The following is a 16,626-nucleotide window of genomic DNA, read 5'->3' on the forward strand; positions in this document are numbered from 1 at the left end:
ATATAGTTGGAAAAAGTAATCACAAGCAAGGTTTATTGCGTTGGAGATAACGTCACTGCTTTTGATATTATGCCTGCACGATTTAAAAGATCGGATAGGTTAGACTCAAATTCACTTGCAATGGCTGCTTTTGCGGATCTTGATCCGAACTTTGCAACTAAAGCTTTAGAAGGAGTTTACAAAATTGTTGTTGCTGGCAAAAATTTCGGGGGTGGAGGAAAAACAATAGAGGGGCCAGTATTTGCATTGAAAGGGGCCGGTATTCAGATTGTGGTTGCCGACTCTTTCGCTCGAATTTTCCTTCGCAATGCTATTAACAATGCTCTTCCAATCGTTGTTTGTCCAGGTATTACGGCAAAAGTAAAAACAAATGATGAATTAAAGATCGACCTTAATTTATCACGGATTGTGAATCTGACAACGGGAGAAGAGTATTCGAGTCAACCACTATCCGAGACTGCATTGAAAATTATTGCCGAAGGCGGATTAGTTGCATACACGAAAAAGAAATTAGCTGAAATGACATCGGAAATATCAAATTGACAAAATTATTTGAAAGTGGGAGGATAAAAATGGAATACGCTTTGAAGAAAAATTCGGTTAAAGCGATTATTCAACAGGGGAAAACTGCATTTGGTATGTATGTGGCAATTCCATCGCCGGTCATCGTCGAAATTGCCGGCCAGTCAGGTATGGATTTTATTCGCCTTGACTGCTGCCATTCCCCATTGGATCAATTTACGATTGAGCATATGATAAGAGCGGCGGAAGCACGCGGGATTCTTCCTTTTGTAAGAATAAACCATGATCCTCAAAAAATTGTAAGCGTATTAGAGATGGGGGCAGCGGGTATTGTCGTTCCTGATTTGTCCACAGCAGAGGAAGTACAGGACGTGGTTAATACAGCGCGATTTCTGCCTCTAGGGGCACGCGGAATGTACTCTGCTCCTAGAGCGGCGGGATACGGTTCTGTTCATGCTGTCGAATATGCGAACTGGTCCAATGAAGAAGTGCTTATTGGAATCCAGATTGAAAATGCAAGGGCTGTAGAAAATGTGGAAGAAATCCTTAGCGTACCAGGGATTAATATGGTGTTAAGTGGACGGGGCGATTTGGCTCAATCCCTGGGTGTTACCGGACAGAAAAATCACCCTCTTGTGCTTGAAGCCGAGGAGAAAATATTTAATGTTGCAAAATCCAAGGGGATCGCTATTTCTGTTAATCTGGATCCTACGAGTGCCGATTTTGCCGAGAATGTAGATCAATGGGTTCGCAAAGGCGCGCAAGTCATAACTTTTGGAGTCGATACTGCGTTGATCAGAAAGACGTTTGAGAATATGATGAGTATCGCACGTAACCAATAAACATCAATTCGGTTGGGAGGTAATCAAGTTGGTCAAAGCATATCAAGAGATTGATTTACACGATGTGAAAATTTGCGGAGCCTTTAAGAAATTTGGCTCAAATACGGTTCTCAATGGCATAGATTTGGATGTCAAGCAGGGTGAATTGCTCACCCTGCTAGGCCCTTCTGGCTGCGGGAAAACCACAACATTGAATGTGATTGCGGGTTTTATCGAAATTGATCAGGGGGAAGTATATATTAAAGGGAAGAAAATGAACGGAGTTCCGACCTATAAACGTGATCTAGGGATGGTTTTTCAGAGCTACTCCTTATTTCCCCATATGACAATATACGAGAATTTAAATTTCGGTCTTTCTTTACACAAAGTGAAAGGGGAAGAAAGTAAACGGCGAATCAACAGTGTTCTTGAGTTGGTCAAAATGACCGGACTGGAGAATCGTTATCCGCGCGAATTGTCTGGTGGCCAACGGCAGCGAGTCGCCATTGCCCGTGCGCTTGTAGTCCAGCCTCAATTGTTGCTCCTTGACGAACCATTAAGCAATTTGGATGCCAAATTGCGGCATGAATTACGTGCAGAGATCAAACGCTTGCAAAAAGAGCTTGGGGTTACAACAATCTTTGTCACCCACGACCAGGAAGAGGCGCTTTCCATGTCGGATAGGATTGTGGTGATGAATAAAGGCAGCATTGACCAAATTGGCTCTCCTACAGAAATTTATCAAAATCCAAAAACGGAATTCGTCTTTCAATTTATAGGGAAATCAAATTGTTTGCATGGAAGAGTATTCGCTATCGAGGATGGTAAAATCTGCGTGGAATTGAAAGAAAATTGGAAATTATTTGTTGATTTAGAGAATATATTGGGAGCCAATCGGACTTGTCAAGTAGGTGACGAAATCAAGCTATATATCCGACCGGAGAAGTTAGAAGTTATTCGAGCTGATCAGGATATGTATCAATGCAATAACAGATTTGCCGCAAAACTCACCCAGATGAATTATATGGGCTCTTATTGGGAACTGGATATTTCTTTCTTCGGAGAATCTTTACAAATAACTACCCCAACTTTTGACCCGAAATGGTCTATTGGAAACGAGGTGATTGTGGGATGGAAGTCATCAGACATGATTCTAGTACGGAAATAGATCTTCCAAACAAGACACCACACCATCGTCACTTGAAATGGAGGAAATTGCAAAGATATATTCCGGCAGTTCTCTTGTTATCCCCTTTGACGTTATTAATATTAGGATTTTTTATCGTGCCAATGCTTTACATACTTTATTTAAGTTTTATCGTTACGGATGACCTTTACGCTACAAATGCAACATATAGTATTCAAAATTATATCGCGTTTTTTACCGACCCATATTATTTAAGCTCACTTTGGACGACCATTAAAATAAGTTCCTACTCCACGATTATTTGCCTCCTGTTGGGATATCCAGTTGCTTTAACCATGTCCAGATGTACTCCTCGTGTAAGAGGTTATTTGACACTGTTGGTTGCTTCGCCATTGCTGATAAGTGTTATTGTGCGAAACTTCGGGTGGTATATCTTGCTGCTGCCGAACGGAACCATTAATCAAATACTGATGAGCCTTGGCATCATTGACAGCCCCTTAAAGCTTTTATTTTCCGAGATAGGCGTTGTGATTGGGTTATCTAGTGCCTATTTGCCTTATATGATTTTGTCGATTGCGACCTGTCTTTATAATTTAGATCCTTCCTTAGGGAAAGCCGGTGCCATTCTTGGGGCGAGTCCAAGGCGGACATTTATCTCAATTACGCTGCCGCTTAGTTTACCGGGTGTCGTTTCTGGCGTTGTGCTTGTATTTAGTCTATCGATGAGCTCTTATGTGACTCCCGCTTTAATGGGAGGGCCGAACATTAAGGTACTGCCTGTTGTTGCTTACGACCAAATTATGCATTTGTTCCGTTGGACTTACGGTTCCGCCATTTCTTATGTTTTGCTTGGTATCACTTTGGCAGCTATCACGATATTCACGCGGATGTTTGAGAAGGGCCGTTTTAAGGAGGTATTCCGTTAATGACAAAGAGAGGAAAACTTATGCCGTTCATAACGGGAGTTTCGATTATTTATATTCTGCTTCCCATGTTGGTTATCATACCCGCTTCGTTCACCCAGGCAAGCTTTCCCAGCTTTCCCCCGCAAGGATTTTCGATTCAGTGGTATACAAAATTGCTCCAACGTCCGGAATATATTGAAGGCTTTTATATCAGCATTAAATTTGCGCTTCTTACCGCCTTATTTTCTATCGTTCTTGGAACGTTAGGTGCGCTTGCACTTGCAAAATATAACCTTCCTGGTAAAGCTTTTATTGTTTCTTTCTTGACCGCTCCATTATCGGTACCACAATTGGTTCTTGGAGTATCATTGTTAATTTATTTTACTCCATTAGCCTTGTCGGGAACTTCTTTAGGCCTTTTTTTGGGGCATTTGATCATTAGTGTACCCTATGTCATTCGGCTCGCCTTAACGGGATTAAGCGGATTTGATTATACGTTGGAACGGGCGGCAATGATCCTTGGGGCCAATCCATTTCATGTATTTCGGAAGATTACATTGCCATTGATAACACCAGCGATCTTATCCGGAGGGATGTTTTCCTTTTTGACTTCATTTGATAATGTTACGGTTTCACTATTTTTGACATCTGGCGAAGTGACAACGCTGCCTATCATGGTGTTTCAACATATGCAGGATACGTACGATCCATTAACTGCTTCTATTTCTACCGTGGTGGTTCTTATATCCGTTATCCTCATTGTAATATTGGAAAAGATCCATGGCGTGGGACGATTTTTTGGAAGCGCCCATTAATAATTCTTACAGATATATTCTGTTAGAAGGTAAAAGAAAGGTACTGAGCTGTTTCCCATTAACCCCAGTTACCCGCCAGCTCTCACCAATGAATCCGCCTTTTGGGCTGCCTGATAATTACAAAGGAAACTGATTTAAAAACTGGGGGAATATAACCTGCATAAAGGGGGGGGTGTCCATTTATTTGCAAAAAAATGGAGGGAAAGCAAGAAAACGTCGAGTAGATATTGTTATAAATCCAAGATTATAGAGATGAATAAACTCTTTACGATTTCGACTTTTATTTATTTAAGAAAAATCGCTAATAATTTGCAAAAAAACCAGTCATCGACTGGTTTTTTAATATCTTATCCAACTGAGCAATAGGACTTAAATGAATTTACGAATAAAATATTTTCCCTGGATTCAAGATGCCATTCGGATCTAATAATTGCTTTATACTTTTCATGACATCCAATGCTTCTCCATGTTGAAGGGGCTGATACTTCATTTTGCCTAAGCCAACGCCATGTTCCCCGGTACAAGTTCCCCCGCAAGATAAAGCAAAGTTAACAATTTTTTCGTTAAATAGATTGGCTCGGTCCATATCATATGGGTTATTTGGGTCAATTAATACACCAGCATGGAAGTTTCCGTCGCCGATGTGGCCAATAATGTCGCCCTGTAACTCTGATTCCTTCATACATTTCCGTGTAAATTCAATCGCATCAGCCAGCTTGGATAATGGAACGCAAACATCTGTATTCATGACCTGCTTCCCGGGATTATTATGAATTAGCGCATATAAAGAATTATGCCTTGCTTCCCATAATTGGGTTCTCCCTAAGGAATCAATTTCAAATTCAAATTTATAACATCCAAACTCAGTAAATAATTCTTTCGTTACCTGTACCTCCGTTTCGACACTTCCTTTGATTCCATGAAATTCGAGAAACAGAGAGTCACCTTCTGCGTAATTGGTCCCAATTACATGATTTACATATTTAATTGTTTCACCTTCGACTAATTCAATACGTGCAATTGGAACGCCAAGAGTAATTAATGCGTGGGCTGCCTGGACTGCATGGTTTACCGATGGGAAAACTGCACGAGCAGCCATAATGACTTCTGAAATACCATACACCTGTAGCGTTAATTCAGTAAAAATGCCTAAGGTACCTTCTGAGCCAACAAAAAGTTCAGTTAAATTGTATCCAGATGATGATTTTTTTGCCTTTCCTCCAGTACGAATAACCCGTCCGTCTGCCAATACCACTTCTAAATCTCTTACATTGTCCTTCATGGCTCCGTATCGAACAGTGGTGGTGCCACTTGCATTAGTAGCGGCCATTCCACCTATTGTAGCATCAGCACCAGGATCGACGGAAAAAAATAAACCATACTTACCAAGTTCCTTGTTTAATTGCTTCCTTGTCACGCCAGGTTGGACTCGAACTAAAAAATCTTCTGGATTTATTTCCAATATTTTATTCATTTCTTGCAGATCAAGCGAGATTCCTCCTCTCATAGGAATCGCAGCTCCTTCAAGACCTGAACCAACGCCAAATGCGGTAACAGGAATGTTGTTTTGATTAGCAAATTTCATAACTTCAACAATCTCTTGGGTATCCTTCGGAAAAACCACAGCATCTGGAAGTCTTCCGGAATGAAAGGATTCATCTTTACTGTGATTTAAGAGAACGGTTTCATTTGTACTAAGGCGATCACCAGATATTTTTTGCTTTAAACTTTCTAGTAGATTCATTTTATCTCCTCGCTTTTAGCCTAAAAAGGGAAATTTGTTTCAAATGAATGAAAAATTAGTTTGCCATTTTTATAGTTTGTAAGAATCGCTCTATGCCATCGAGACCTTTTATCAGGTCTTCCCTCGATTGGGCGTAAGAAATTCTAATATATCCTTCTCCAAAATCAGAAAAAGAACTGCCTGGTATCACAGCAACCTTTTCCTGATCTAGCAGCTTCATCGAAAAATCTAAGGATGTTAACCCTGTTTTTTTAATAGAGGGAAATATATAAAAGGCACCTTTTGGTTCAACTACTTCCAAATCCATCTCTACTATTCTTCGATAAGCCAGTTCTTTCCGTAGTTTGTATTCGTTCTTCATAGCCAATATTTCCTCCGTATAAGTACCTTGAGTTAATGCGGGAATGGAGGCATACTGGCTGATGATACTTGGACAAATCGAATTAAAGGAATGGATTTTGTAAAACTGGTCAATCAAATAGGAAGGAGCAAAGGCAAACCCAATACGCCATCCAGTCATGGAATGAGACTTTGAAAGTCCATTAATGATAATGGTTCGGTCTTTTAAATTAGAAATACGGCCAATCGAAAAGTGCTCTTCATCATAAATTAACTCGCTATAAATCTCATCTGAAATAATAAATATTTTTTTATCTTCTAAAACTTTACTAATCTCCAATACTTCTTCTTGTGTCAAGATTGAACCTAGCGGATTACTAGGATAGGGGAGTACGACACATCGGGTTCTCTCGGTTATATGTGCCTCTAGTTGGGCAGCAGTTAACTTGAAATTACTTTCAGTTGTATCAATGAGAACGGGAACTGCGTTGCATAATTTAATGAGAGGTTCATACCCCGGATAGATCGGTACAGGCAGGATAACTTCAGAACCTTCTTCTAGAATGGTACGAAAAGCAAGGTCAAGAGCCTCGCTGGCTCCAGTGGTGACAATTACTTCGTCTTCGGGATGATAAGATAAATGATAAAGATCACGAACATAATCACATGCTGCCTGCCGCAGTTCAAATAATCCGGCGGTCTCAGAATAGGCATTTTGATTTTCTTCAATTGCAGTTATGCCTGCCTTTTTGACGTATTCAGGGGTAGAAAAATTCGGTTGTCCCCAAGTTAAGTTAATAATGTCAGTTGATCGCTCTATTTTATTTGCAATTTTGCGAATACCAGACATCTCTATTCCTAGTACGTTTTTATTTAGAAGATTTTTCATTTGATCATGTCCTTCCTTATCATTTTTTAAAGAACTGGGACAGGCATTATGAATTACTTGCTAAAATGTTTAAAAGCATCCACCACCTTATGAATAACCCATTTTCCATGAGATTTTATTCCCTGTATTGACCACTTCGCTAATCGTCCTCTTCAATTGATCCTCTGTTAAGCTAGATATATTTAATTTGATGCTTACAGCACCGATCACTCCTCCGTAATGATTAAGAATAGGAGATGCTATCGAAGAAATACCCCCTTTTTGCTCTTCTTGGACTAATTCAAAACTATCTATTTTTATTTTGTTTAAACGATGGTGGATGGAAGGCCTCTCGCTTTCTGGGAAGTCAGAAATTACTTTTTCCACAAAAATGGCTGGCATATGGGCAAGCATCGTTAAATTGGCAGCACCTGTGTATAAAGGGGTTCGAAGCCCTAATTTGTCATGGACACGGATCGTTTGATTAATGCAGTCAATTCTTTCAACAATGATGGATTCACTTCCGATTGGCTTGCTCAAGTAGACCGTTGCTTGGACCGTTTTCATCAGGTTCTCCAGCTCCGGCCTGATTAAGCTGACATAATCAAGCGTATCGTAAACGATTAAACCGTATTCAAGCCAAATGGTGCCAAGTCCATATAACTTACTTTGTGGATCCTGTTTGATCATTTCATGTTTCATCATTGCAGTTAAGATGCGATGCATCGAGCTATTGGGGAGTTCGCATTCTTTTGCTAGTTCTGTAATGGAAAACATTCGATTTGGATCATGTTTTATTAAGGCCTTTATTATGTGCATCGCACGATCAAGAGATTGCATATATGTCATCCTTTCTTACAGGTACTATTAAATAAAAGCAAATTTTTAAATGGCTGCTTGCTAAACTAGTGTCTTTAAAAGTTCGCATTATACTGAAAATTCATAATTGACAATAATCTCAACTTTCATTATATTTGAATTAAATCCCATTAGCAAGAATTAAATTCCACTATACGGAAAGGTTGGTAACGATGAATATAACAATGGACTATTGCTGTTCCATGTTTAAGAAATTAGAGCATGTGATTGTAAAACATCCACGAGATGCTTTTATCAGCCAAGAGTATCTAAATAGAAACTGGAAAACATTTAATTATATTTCGGAACCGGATTATAAGGAGGCAATAAGGGAGTACGAAGAATTTTTATCAATATTGAAAAGGCACGTTGGGAAAGTGAGCTTTTTGCCGCCATCTGATCAAACGGGACTTGACTCTTTATACGCACACGACCCTGTTAAGTTCACCAAGCATGGAGCGATCATTCTTAAGTCAGGCAAAAAAGTAAGGCAAACTGAAGCTGAAGTATATAAGCAGTTTTTAAAAGAAAATGATATTCCGATTGTTGGTGAACTTTCCGGAGATGCAGTGGCCGATGGCGGGGATCTTGTCTGGCTGGATGAACGGACATTGGCAGTAGGGCGTGGATTCCGGACAAACGATGAAGCGATAAACCAATTAAAAGAAATAACCAAACCTTTCATCGATGATTTCATTGTTGTTCAGCTCCCCTATCATCAAGGGGAAGAAGAATGCTTGCACTTGATGTCGTTTATCAGTATGGTGGACCATAATTTGGCGGTCGTTTATTCGCCGTTGATGCCCGTATTTTTCCGACAGTTATTAGAGAAAAGAAACGTTCAGATGATTGAAGTTCCTGAAGACGAATATCACAATCTTGGCTGCAATGTTTTAGCACTTGCCCCAAGGATTTGTGTGATTCCTAATGGAAACGATTACACAAAGAGGGAGCTTGAAAAGGCAGGAGCCACCGTATACGAATACAAAGGGACAGAAATCTCTTATAAGGGAACTGGAGGTCCAACCTGCCTTACTGCACCTGTTGTTAGAAAGTAGGTAATGAAGACGAAGAAATTCCTTAATGGAATCAGATTCATTGATTGATAGAAATAGATTGCAGTTTATCGAGCAGGAGGTTAAAGCATGGTAATAGGCAACAGTTTGTCGATTGTTAATGCTACAAAATATTATAAGAAATTTAAAGCCGTTGACGATGTAAATTTAACGGTAAATCAAGGCGAATTCCTAACAATATTGGGACCAAGCGGCTCCGGGAAAACTTCCTTACTAAAATTAATTGCCGGCTTTGAACAATTAAGTAATGGTTCTATTGTTTTAAATGATGTAGATATCTCAAAGAAGAAGCCTTATGAAAGAGAGATTGGTATGTTGTTTCAAAACTACGCCCTTTTTCCTCATATGACTGTCTTTGATAATATCGCTTATCCACTGCGTCTTCGTAAATTTCCAAAAGAAGTAATAAAACAAAAGGTAGAAACGATCCTTAAACTTATTCATCTTGAGCAATTTGGGTCTAGATACCCGGAACAGCTAAGCGGAGGACAACAACAACGCGTAGCCTTGGCAAGAGCAATTGTCTTCAATCCACCACTTCTTCTATTAGATGAACCTCTAGGCGCCCTTGATAAACAATTACGTAAACAAATGCAATTGGAAATAAAACATATTCAAAAACAAGTAGGGATCACAACTGTAAGCGTAACCCATGATCAGGAAGAAGCATTAACGATGTCTGACAAAATTTGTGTCATGAATAATGGGAAAGTCGAGCAAATTGATACACCTGAAAATATTTATAAACATCCTAAAAATCGCTTTGTTGCGGAATTCATCGGGGAAATCAATTTGATAAAAGGCAATGTGGTAAATGTTTCTGAAGAAAATGTTAAGGTTAAGGTCCATGATTCGTTTATTGCTGATGTCGAACGAATAAAAGATTTTGGGATAGAAGTGAAGAATCAATCCATGCTGATTGCACTACGACCAGAAAATATTCAGATTGCCAGAGATCTATCCCAGTTTCAAAACACGATTCAAGCCAAAATTATAGAAACCATTTATGTAGGGGAAGCAGTCAATATCAAGACCGTAACGGAAACGGGGGAAGAAATCACGGCAAAAATTCCAGCGCATATGTCTGACCTGTCTGGCAGCGGAAGGGATATCCTCTTAGGATGGAACTCTAAAGATGCGTGTTTAATTCAAGATGAAAAAACTGCTTAATTTATAAAAAATAGGGAGAGGGGAATTCGAAATGAAAAAAAGATTATCGTCTGTTTTGACAACTGCTGTTGCAGCCCTGCTTATTGCTGGGTGTAGCAGCGGGGCAACTGGAGGCGAGGCTAAAAAAGATAAGGAGCTTGTAGTGGTGGATTGGGGTGGTCCATATACAGATATCCACAAAGAAACAGTCTTTAAGCCTTTTGAGAAAAAATATGGTGTTAAAGTTACTGTTGTAACCCCTCCAGATGTGGGCAAATTGAAGTCTATGGTAAAAAGCGGAAATGTTGAATGGGATGTAGTCAGCGTAGGTAATGATTTTGCCATTCGAGGAGGGAAAGAAGGCCTGCTAGAAAAGTTGGATTTTAATGTGATTAAAACAGATGGCCTCCCAAAGGAACTTGTTCATGATTATGCCGTACCTGAAAATGTCTTCTCAACAGTGATCGCTTATAACTCAGAAACTTTCCCTAAGGGGAAACATCCTAAAAGTTGGGCAGATGTATGGGATACTAAAAAATTCCCAGGTGCACGCGGATTATATAAGGACCCAATGTGGACGCTCGAAGCAGCTCTTTTAGCAGATGGTGTAGAGCCGGATAAATTATACCCTCTTGATGTAGACCGCGCCTTTAAAAAATTGGATGAGATAAAGGAGCATGTAAAAGTTTGGTGGACTGCCGGGGCACAGCCGCCAGAAATACTAGCTACGAATGAAGTTCCGATCACAAGTGCCTGGGGTGGCCGGATAACATCAGCCAGAGACGATGGGGCAAAGGAAGATGTTGAATTTAACCAAGGCTTAATTCTATCTAACTCTTGGTCCGTACCTAAAGGAGCACCACACAAGGATTTAGCTATGAAGTTTATTGCATTCTCACTTGAGCCTGAGCAGCAAGCAGCTTTATCGATGAAATATGATAATGCTCCAGCCAATTCTAATGCCGTTTCACTTTTATCTGACGAAAGAAAAGAACGTTTAGGCTTGGGCGCTTCCACTGAACAATTAGATAATCAAATTTATATTGATACTGCTTGGTGGGTAGATAACTATGATAAGGTTAATGAACGTTTCCAGAAGTGGCTTTTAGAATAATAGGAGGATAAAGATATGATTGAAATAAAGTCTGATTCCTGGATACCTGCCAAGCAGGTATCCTTCTCCCAAAGGTTGGCACGATTATCAGGATTGCAATGGCTTCTTCTGCTTATTCCATTTGGCTATATTTTTATATTAATGTTTTTTTCCATGGTAGATTTCTTTAAGCTTAGTTTTTTTGATGAAACTGGATTTACCTTGGGATATATTAGCCGCATTTTCTCTACGGATATATACTTGAAGGTTTTGTGGCTGACACTAAAAATAGCATTCCTTGTTACCTTGTTTTCATTAATTTTCGCCTACCCGTTGGCTTATATGCTGGTAAGTACAAAATCGAATCTATGGAAAAAAATAATTTTTTCAGCAGTGTTAATTCCTTTTTGGATTAGTTTATTAGTACGGACATTTTCATGGACCATTTTATTACGAAAAAATGGTGTCATTAATACGATTTTAATAGATTTAGGAATTATCAATCAGCCGCTTGAGCTGATTTACAATACGACTGGTGTCGTTATTGCGATGACTCATATTCTTTTACCATATATGGTATTAAGCCTTTATTCCGTTATGGCCGGGATTGATCAAAAATTACTTCAGGCTGCGCAAGGTATGGGGGCGCGTCCATGGAAAGCCTTTCTGCAAGTCTTTTTTCCGTTGTCCGTCCCAGGGATTTTATCTGGTTCATTGTTAGTTTTTGTAATGGGAATTGGTTACTTTATTACCCCTGCTTTATTAGGGGGAACCAATACAACGATGATTTCGATGTTAATAGAAAGTAATATTAATACTACGTTAAATTGGCATTTGGCTTCCGCATTATCTCTCGTTTTATTCATAACAACGATTATTTTGCTATTTGCTGCCCTCTTGCTAACAGGGAAAAATCCTGTATTGAAGGAGTTGGAATAGGATGTGGCTTAGAATCATTGTAGGGCTCATTATCGTTGCCTTACTCTCACCTATATTAGTCGTGATCCCTATGTCCTTTTCATCGTCCAGTTTCTTTGAGTATCCCATTCCAGGTTACTCTTTCAAATGGTATTTGAGCTTTTTTAATAATGAAGAATGGGTCATTGGTTTGATTAGAAGTCTTTTTATAGCCATTTTCACTGCCGTGTTATCTACCATTCTAGGAGTAATGGCTTCGCTTGCCGTAACTCGTTTGAACTTTTGGGGGAAAAAGCTTTTTATGTCGTTAATGGTAGCCCCGATGATTATCCCGGTGATTATTACCGGAGTGGCCCTTTACCATTCGTTTGCTCCCCTAAAGCTAACGAATAGTTTTCTAGGATTGATTTTGGCCCATACGGTTTTAGCGCTTCCAATTGTCTTTGTAACCGTAACAGCTAGTTTAAAGGGGATGGACCGAAACCTGGAATTGGCAGCGATGGGTTTAGGATCAACCCCGATTGGTACATTTTTTAAAGTAACCCTGCCGCTTATACGTCCTGGCGTTCTGTCTGGTGCTTTATTTGCCTTTATTATTTCCTTCGATGAAGTGGTTGTTACGATCTTTTTAGGTGGACCTAATACAAAAACATTACCGATTGCGATGTGGGAAAATTTGCGGATGCAGGTTGATCCAACGATGGCAGCGGTTTCCTCCATTCTTATTGTCATCACGATAGTTGTGTTCCTATCACAGGAACTAGTGGCAGTTCGGAAAGCACGCTTAAAAAAAGTGAAGTAACGATTAATGGCAGGCTGGCCAAAAAATGACTCGCAGGAGGGGAAAAATGGGTAAACACGTTAATAGGGTAGCGATTGTCGGTTCTGGCTTTGTTGGTTCCACATATGCATATGCTTTAATGAATCAAGGAATTGCTGAAGAAATAGTATTAATAGATATAAATAAGGCTAAGGCGGAAGGGGACGCTATGGACTTAAACCATGGGAAGCTATTTACCCCTTCACCGGCAAAGGTTTGGCACGGTGATTATAGCGATTGTAAAGATGCCGACATTGTGTGCATTAGTGCAAGTGTAAGTCAAAGTGAAGAGGAAACACGATTAACGGTCGTAGAAAAAAATACAGCCATCGTTAAAGATGTAGTTGAAAAGGTGATGGCTTCCGGATTCGATGGAATCTTTTTGGTTGTGTCAAACCCAGTGGATATTATTACCTATGCAACATGGGAATTTTCAGGACTACCGAAAGAAAGGGTCATAGGGTCGGGAACAACTTTAGATACAGCCCGATTATTATTCTTGCTGGGCGAGTATTTTCGTATCGATCCTCGCAGTATTAATGGTTACATTATTGGAGAGCACGGAGATTCCCAGATTGCTAGTTTTAGTACGGCAACCATCTGCGGAAAGCCATTATTGGACATTGTAACGTCAGATAGTCAAAACCGTTTAACAGACCTTGAAAAAATCGCTAATGATGTACGGGATGCAGCCTACCATGTTTGGGATCGAAAGGGAGCCACTTATTTTGGAATTGGGATGGCATTAGCTAGAATTACAAAAGCGATTTTAAGAAATGAAAACATAATTCTGCCGGTTTCTGCCTATTTAGATGGGGAATATGGTTTTCATGATGTTTATGTTGGAGTACCAGCGGTTATAAACAGGCAGGGAATAAGCAAGATTATTGAATTGGATTTGAACCAGGCTGAGCAAGAAAAATTAACTTCTTCCATTAATATTCTAAAAAGTACGATGGAACCGTTATTCAAAAATAAGGCACGGCTTTAATATTGAGATTTATGTTTCCTAGATGATAAGTAGTATTTTCCTAGCTACTTAAGAGGGAACGAATATATACATTGGAGGTATTTTTCATGTTTAAGAATGTAATTGTTAAGACTCCCGGAGAGTCATACGTAAATGGGTTAACAACATCAAACCTTGGGACACCTGTTTTGGATAAAGCCATCGAGCAGCACCATTCTTATATTGAGGCCCTAAAAACATGTGGCGTTGAGGTTACCCTATTACCAGGAAATGCAGATTTCCCTGACTCAACATTTGTCGAGGATACAGCCGTTCTTACCGCTAATTTTGCCGTAGTAACCAACCCAGGTGCAGTTTCACGTAATGGTGAAATTATAGAAATGGAACCAGTTTTGAGGAAGTTCTACGATAATATTTATCATATTGAGGCACCTGGCACCCTTGATGGCGGCGATATATTACAAATCGAAGATTATTTTTATATTGGTATATCTGTTCGAACAAACTATGAAGGTGCGGTTCAATTAAAGCAAATTCTTGAGGGGGAAAACTTCAAGGCAACCATCGTGGAACTAAAAGAGTTTTTCCATTTAAAGACAGGTATTACCTATTTAGGTGAAGGTACGATTGTTGTTGCGGGGGAATTTGTTGATCATCCTGTTTTTAATTCGTATAAGAAAATTGTTGTTCCACCTGAAGAGGAGTATGCTGCTAACTGTATTCGCGTAAACGATTATGTTATTGTCCCAGCCGGCTTCCCGCTTACTAAACAAAAAATTGAAGATGCAGGCTACAAAACGATTGAGGTAGATACATCAGAATTCCGTAAATTAGATGGCGGGTTAAGTTGCTTGTCCTTACGGTTTTAATTATAAATGAAGTTCTTGTAATTTTCCGTAGTACGAAGGTTGGAGGGCAGAGTCATGGCTGAATTTCAATGGGCGACAAAGGAAGGGCTATCTAGTCTGTTATGCGAAGTAGTTAGTTGGGATAGTCGAACACGAACTCCAGGTGAAATTGAGTTTCCTAAAAAGGTTCAGGCAAAACTGCAGCATTTATCATATTTTCAACAGAACCCTAGTCATTTAGGGCTTTACGATGCAGATTTAGGCAGGAGTTTTCTAACAGCTTTATATAAAAGCCCAAAGGTCAAGGAGACCGTTGTTCTTATCAGTCATTTTGATACGGTTTTTACTGAAGAATATGGAGATCTTGAGGAGTATGCATTTCGCCCGAAGGAACTTACTAAGTTGCTCTATAACCGAATGGAAAGCCTTCCTTTGGATGCACGGGATGACCTCCTGTCTGGTGATTACTTGTTTGGCAGAGGTACCATGGACATGAAAATGGGACTTGTCATGCATATGGGATTAATTGAAAAGGCCACGGTTGAAAAATGGCCCATTAATTTATTGCTTTTAACGGTTCCAGATGAAGAGGTGAATTCGTCTGGCATGCGCGCGGCCGTGCTGAAATTGCTTGAACTGAAGAAAGAGTATGAACTCGATTACAAACTTTTCCTGAATGGTGAGCCGGTCTTCACTCAACAGCCAGGTGACCCGAATTATTATGTTTACTCTGGTTCAATTGGAAAAATTATGCCATCTGTACTGTTTTACGGGCGGGAAACACACGTAGGGGAACCGTTGAGCGGTATTACAGCGAACTATATAGCTTCTTTTATGACACAGAAGATGGAGTGGAATGAACAACTTCAAGAGACGGTCATGGGAGAGAAAACGCCTCTTCCGGTTAACCTGCAGCAAAAGGATTTAAAAGTAGAGTATTCGGCCCAAACACCATTTCGTGCTGCAGCCTTGTACAATGTGTTTTTAATGAAACGCAATGCTGCGGAAATTATGGATAACTTTGAAGAAATTGCTTTGGATGCGGCAAAGGTGTGCAATGAGGCCTATCAAAAATCTTGTACATCACAGAATGTGAAGCCGATAGGAACCGTTCGTGTGTTTCGGTATGAAGAATTGTTGAAATATGCGGTAAAAAAGCTTGGCAGTGAGTATGTAAATTCTATTAAACGAGTGATTCACGGAAAGAATAACTTGGATGACCGTGAAAAATCATTCCATATTGTTGAATCATTAATGATTGAGTGTCAAGAGTTAGCACCGGCAATGATTTTACTTTTTGCTCCTCCGTATTATCCCGCAGTGAATTCTTCTGATTGCGAGTTTATTAGTGAATGTGTGGATTATATTAGGCAACAGGGAATGGAGAAGTTTGGGCTGTCCGTTCAACAAAAACACTTTTTCAATGGAATTAGCGATTTAAGCTATGTGAATTATAAAGATTCTGGCAGCGGTTGGACGTCATTCATCGACAATACACCAGTTTGGGGACACAGTTACAGTATTCCGTTTCAAGAAATGAAAGAACTTCGAGCACCCGTTTTGAACATTGGACCATTTGGTAAAGACGCACATAAACGCACCGAACGACTTCACAAAAGGAGTGCATTTGTAGAGGTACCTGCACTTGTGGAGGCTTTGATCAAAAAGATTAGTACCCAAACGAGCCCTATTAAGCCTCTTAATTGCTGATTAAATTTATGACTTTCCTGCCA

The 16,626-nt window shown here is 39.7% G+C and carries 16 protein-coding genes; 13 read left to right on the forward strand and 3 right to left on the reverse strand.

The genetic code is table 11. The features are described from left to right. Positions 1-6 precede the first annotated feature (6 nt). From QNN06_RS03965 to QNN06_RS03985, 5 genes are read left to right on the forward strand one after another with little or no spacing between them, the layout of a single operon-like run. Complete coding sequence (locus QNN06_RS03965) at positions 7-543, forward strand: LeuD/DmdB family oxidoreductase small subunit (RefSeq protein WP_284037029.1); 537 nt, start codon at positions 7-9, stop codon at positions 541-543. 29 nt (positions 544-572) lie between these two features. Beyond that, on the forward strand, positions 573-1,364 hold the full coding sequence (locus QNN06_RS03970) for an HpcH/HpaI aldolase family protein (RefSeq protein WP_284037030.1): 792 nt from the start codon (positions 573-575) through the stop codon (positions 1,362-1,364). Positions 1,365-1,392: 28 nt separating this feature from the next. Continuing rightward, positions 1,393-2,511, forward strand: coding sequence for an ABC transporter ATP-binding protein (locus QNN06_RS03975; protein WP_284037031.1), 1,119 nt, complete (start codon positions 1,393-1,395; stop codon positions 2,509-2,511). After that, positions 2,475-3,416, forward strand: coding sequence for an ABC transporter permease (locus tag QNN06_RS03980; protein WP_284037032.1), 942 nt, complete (start codon positions 2,475-2,477; stop codon positions 3,414-3,416). The genes QNN06_RS03975 and QNN06_RS03980 overlap by 37 nt, the downstream gene beginning before the upstream one ends. Then, positions 3,416-4,210 carry an ABC transporter permease gene (locus QNN06_RS03985; RefSeq protein ID WP_284037033.1) on the forward strand — a complete coding sequence of 265 codons (795 nt, stop codon included), beginning with the start codon at positions 3,416-3,418 and terminating at the stop codon, positions 4,208-4,210. Before QNN06_RS03980 ends, QNN06_RS03985 begins: the two co-directional genes overlap by 1 nt. A gap of 379 nt (positions 4,211-4,589) precedes the next feature. On the opposite strand, the gene QNN06_RS03990 is transcribed toward QNN06_RS03985, so the two are convergent. From QNN06_RS03990 to QNN06_RS04000, 3 genes are all read right to left on the reverse strand, one after another. After that, on the reverse strand, positions 4,590-5,954 hold the full coding sequence (locus QNN06_RS03990; protein WP_284037034.1) for an FAD-binding oxidoreductase: 1,365 nt from the start codon (positions 5,952-5,954) through the stop codon (positions 4,590-4,592). A gap of 55 nt (positions 5,955-6,009) precedes the next feature. Beyond that, positions 6,010-7,182: an aminotransferase class I/II-fold pyridoxal phosphate-dependent enzyme gene (locus QNN06_RS03995; RefSeq protein ID WP_284037035.1), complete on the reverse strand. Its 1,173-nt coding sequence runs from the start codon at positions 7,180-7,182 to the stop codon at positions 6,010-6,012. 87 nt (positions 7,183-7,269) lie between these two features. Beyond that, positions 7,270-8,001 carry an IclR family transcriptional regulator gene (locus QNN06_RS04000; protein WP_284037036.1) on the reverse strand — a complete coding sequence of 244 codons (732 nt, stop codon included), beginning with the start codon at positions 7,999-8,001 and terminating at the stop codon, positions 7,270-7,272. A gap of 203 nt (positions 8,002-8,204) precedes the next feature. On the opposite strand from QNN06_RS04000, the gene QNN06_RS04005 reads away from it, so the two are divergent. From QNN06_RS04005 to QNN06_RS04040, 8 genes are all read left to right on the forward strand, one after another. Beyond that, positions 8,205-9,077 (forward strand): dimethylarginine dimethylaminohydrolase family protein, encoded by an 873-nt coding sequence (locus QNN06_RS04005; protein WP_284037891.1) that lies wholly within the window; start codon positions 8,205-8,207, stop codon positions 9,075-9,077. Between the two features lie 87 nt (positions 9,078-9,164). Then, on the forward strand, positions 9,165-10,265 hold the full coding sequence (locus QNN06_RS04010) for an ABC transporter ATP-binding protein (RefSeq protein WP_284037037.1): 1,101 nt from the start codon (positions 9,165-9,167) through the stop codon (positions 10,263-10,265). A 31-nt stretch (positions 10,266-10,296) separates the two neighbouring features. Continuing rightward, positions 10,297-11,358 carry an ABC transporter substrate-binding protein gene (locus tag QNN06_RS04015; protein ID WP_284037038.1) on the forward strand — a complete coding sequence of 354 codons (1,062 nt, stop codon included), beginning with the start codon at positions 10,297-10,299 and terminating at the stop codon, positions 11,356-11,358. 15 nt (positions 11,359-11,373) lie between these two features. Continuing rightward, the gene (locus QNN06_RS04020) at positions 11,374-12,276 is read left to right on the forward strand and encodes an ABC transporter permease (protein WP_284037039.1); all 903 of its coding nucleotides are present in this window, start codon (positions 11,374-11,376) and stop codon (positions 12,274-12,276) included. 1 nt (position 12,277) lies between these two features. Beyond that, positions 12,278-13,057, forward strand: coding sequence for an ABC transporter permease (locus tag QNN06_RS04025; protein ID WP_284037040.1), 780 nt, complete (start codon positions 12,278-12,280; stop codon positions 13,055-13,057). Positions 13,058-13,103: 46 nt separating this feature from the next. Next, complete coding sequence (locus QNN06_RS04030) at positions 13,104-14,066, forward strand: L-lactate dehydrogenase (RefSeq protein ID WP_284037041.1); 963 nt, start codon at positions 13,104-13,106, stop codon at positions 14,064-14,066. An 86-nt stretch (positions 14,067-14,152) separates the two neighbouring features. Beyond that, positions 14,153-14,914 (forward strand): dimethylarginine dimethylaminohydrolase family protein, encoded by a 762-nt coding sequence (locus QNN06_RS04035; protein WP_284037042.1) that lies wholly within the window; start codon positions 14,153-14,155, stop codon positions 14,912-14,914. 54 nt (positions 14,915-14,968) lie between these two features. Beyond that, positions 14,969-16,603 carry a M20/M25/M40 family metallo-hydrolase gene (locus QNN06_RS04040; RefSeq protein WP_284037043.1) on the forward strand — a complete coding sequence of 545 codons (1,635 nt, stop codon included), beginning with the start codon at positions 14,969-14,971 and terminating at the stop codon, positions 16,601-16,603. Positions 16,604-16,626: the final 23 nt, after the last annotated feature.

Source organism: Neobacillus sp. 114 (genome assembly GCF_030127045.1).
Classification (GTDB): Bacteria; Bacillota; Bacilli; order Bacillales; family Cytobacillaceae; genus Neobacillus; species Neobacillus rhizophilus.

What these genes read in the sequence shown, in the direction of transcription:
- QNN06_RS03990 (WP_284037034.1), bottom strand. Translation starts at nt 5,954, where the DNA reads ATGAATCTACTAGAAAGTTTAAAGCAAAAAATATCTGGTGATCGCCTT.
- QNN06_RS04025 (WP_284037040.1), top strand. Translation starts at nt 12,278, where the DNA reads ATGTGGCTTAGAATCATTGTAGGGCTCATTATCGTTGCCTTACTCTCA.
- QNN06_RS04015 (WP_284037038.1), top strand. Translation starts at nt 10,297, where the DNA reads ATGAAAAAAAGATTATCGTCTGTTTTGACAACTGCTGTTGCAGCCCTG.
- QNN06_RS04020 (WP_284037039.1), top strand. Translation starts at nt 11,374, where the DNA reads ATGATTGAAATAAAGTCTGATTCCTGGATACCTGCCAAGCAGGTATCC.
- QNN06_RS03980 (WP_284037032.1), top strand. Translation starts at nt 2,475, where the DNA reads ATGGAAGTCATCAGACATGATTCTAGTACGGAAATAGATCTTCCAAAC.
- QNN06_RS04005 (WP_284037891.1), top strand. Translation starts at nt 8,205, where the DNA reads ATGGACTATTGCTGTTCCATGTTTAAGAAATTAGAGCATGTGATTGTA.
- QNN06_RS04040 (WP_284037043.1), top strand. Translation starts at nt 14,969, where the DNA reads ATGGCTGAATTTCAATGGGCGACAAAGGAAGGGCTATCTAGTCTGTTA.
- QNN06_RS03970 (WP_284037030.1), top strand. Translation starts at nt 573, where the DNA reads ATGGAATACGCTTTGAAGAAAAATTCGGTTAAAGCGATTATTCAACAG.
- QNN06_RS04010 (WP_284037037.1), top strand. Translation starts at nt 9,165, where the DNA reads ATGGTAATAGGCAACAGTTTGTCGATTGTTAATGCTACAAAATATTAT.
- QNN06_RS03995 (WP_284037035.1), bottom strand. Translation starts at nt 7,182, where the DNA reads ATGAAAAATCTTCTAAATAAAAACGTACTAGGAATAGAGATGTCTGGT.
- QNN06_RS04000 (WP_284037036.1), bottom strand. Translation starts at nt 8,001, where the DNA reads ATGCAATCTCTTGATCGTGCGATGCACATAATAAAGGCCTTAATAAAA.
- QNN06_RS03985 (WP_284037033.1), top strand. Translation starts at nt 3,416, where the DNA reads ATGACAAAGAGAGGAAAACTTATGCCGTTCATAACGGGAGTTTCGATT.
- QNN06_RS04030 (WP_284037041.1), top strand. Translation starts at nt 13,104, where the DNA reads ATGGGTAAACACGTTAATAGGGTAGCGATTGTCGGTTCTGGCTTTGTT.
- QNN06_RS04035 (WP_284037042.1), top strand. Translation starts at nt 14,153, where the DNA reads ATGTTTAAGAATGTAATTGTTAAGACTCCCGGAGAGTCATACGTAAAT.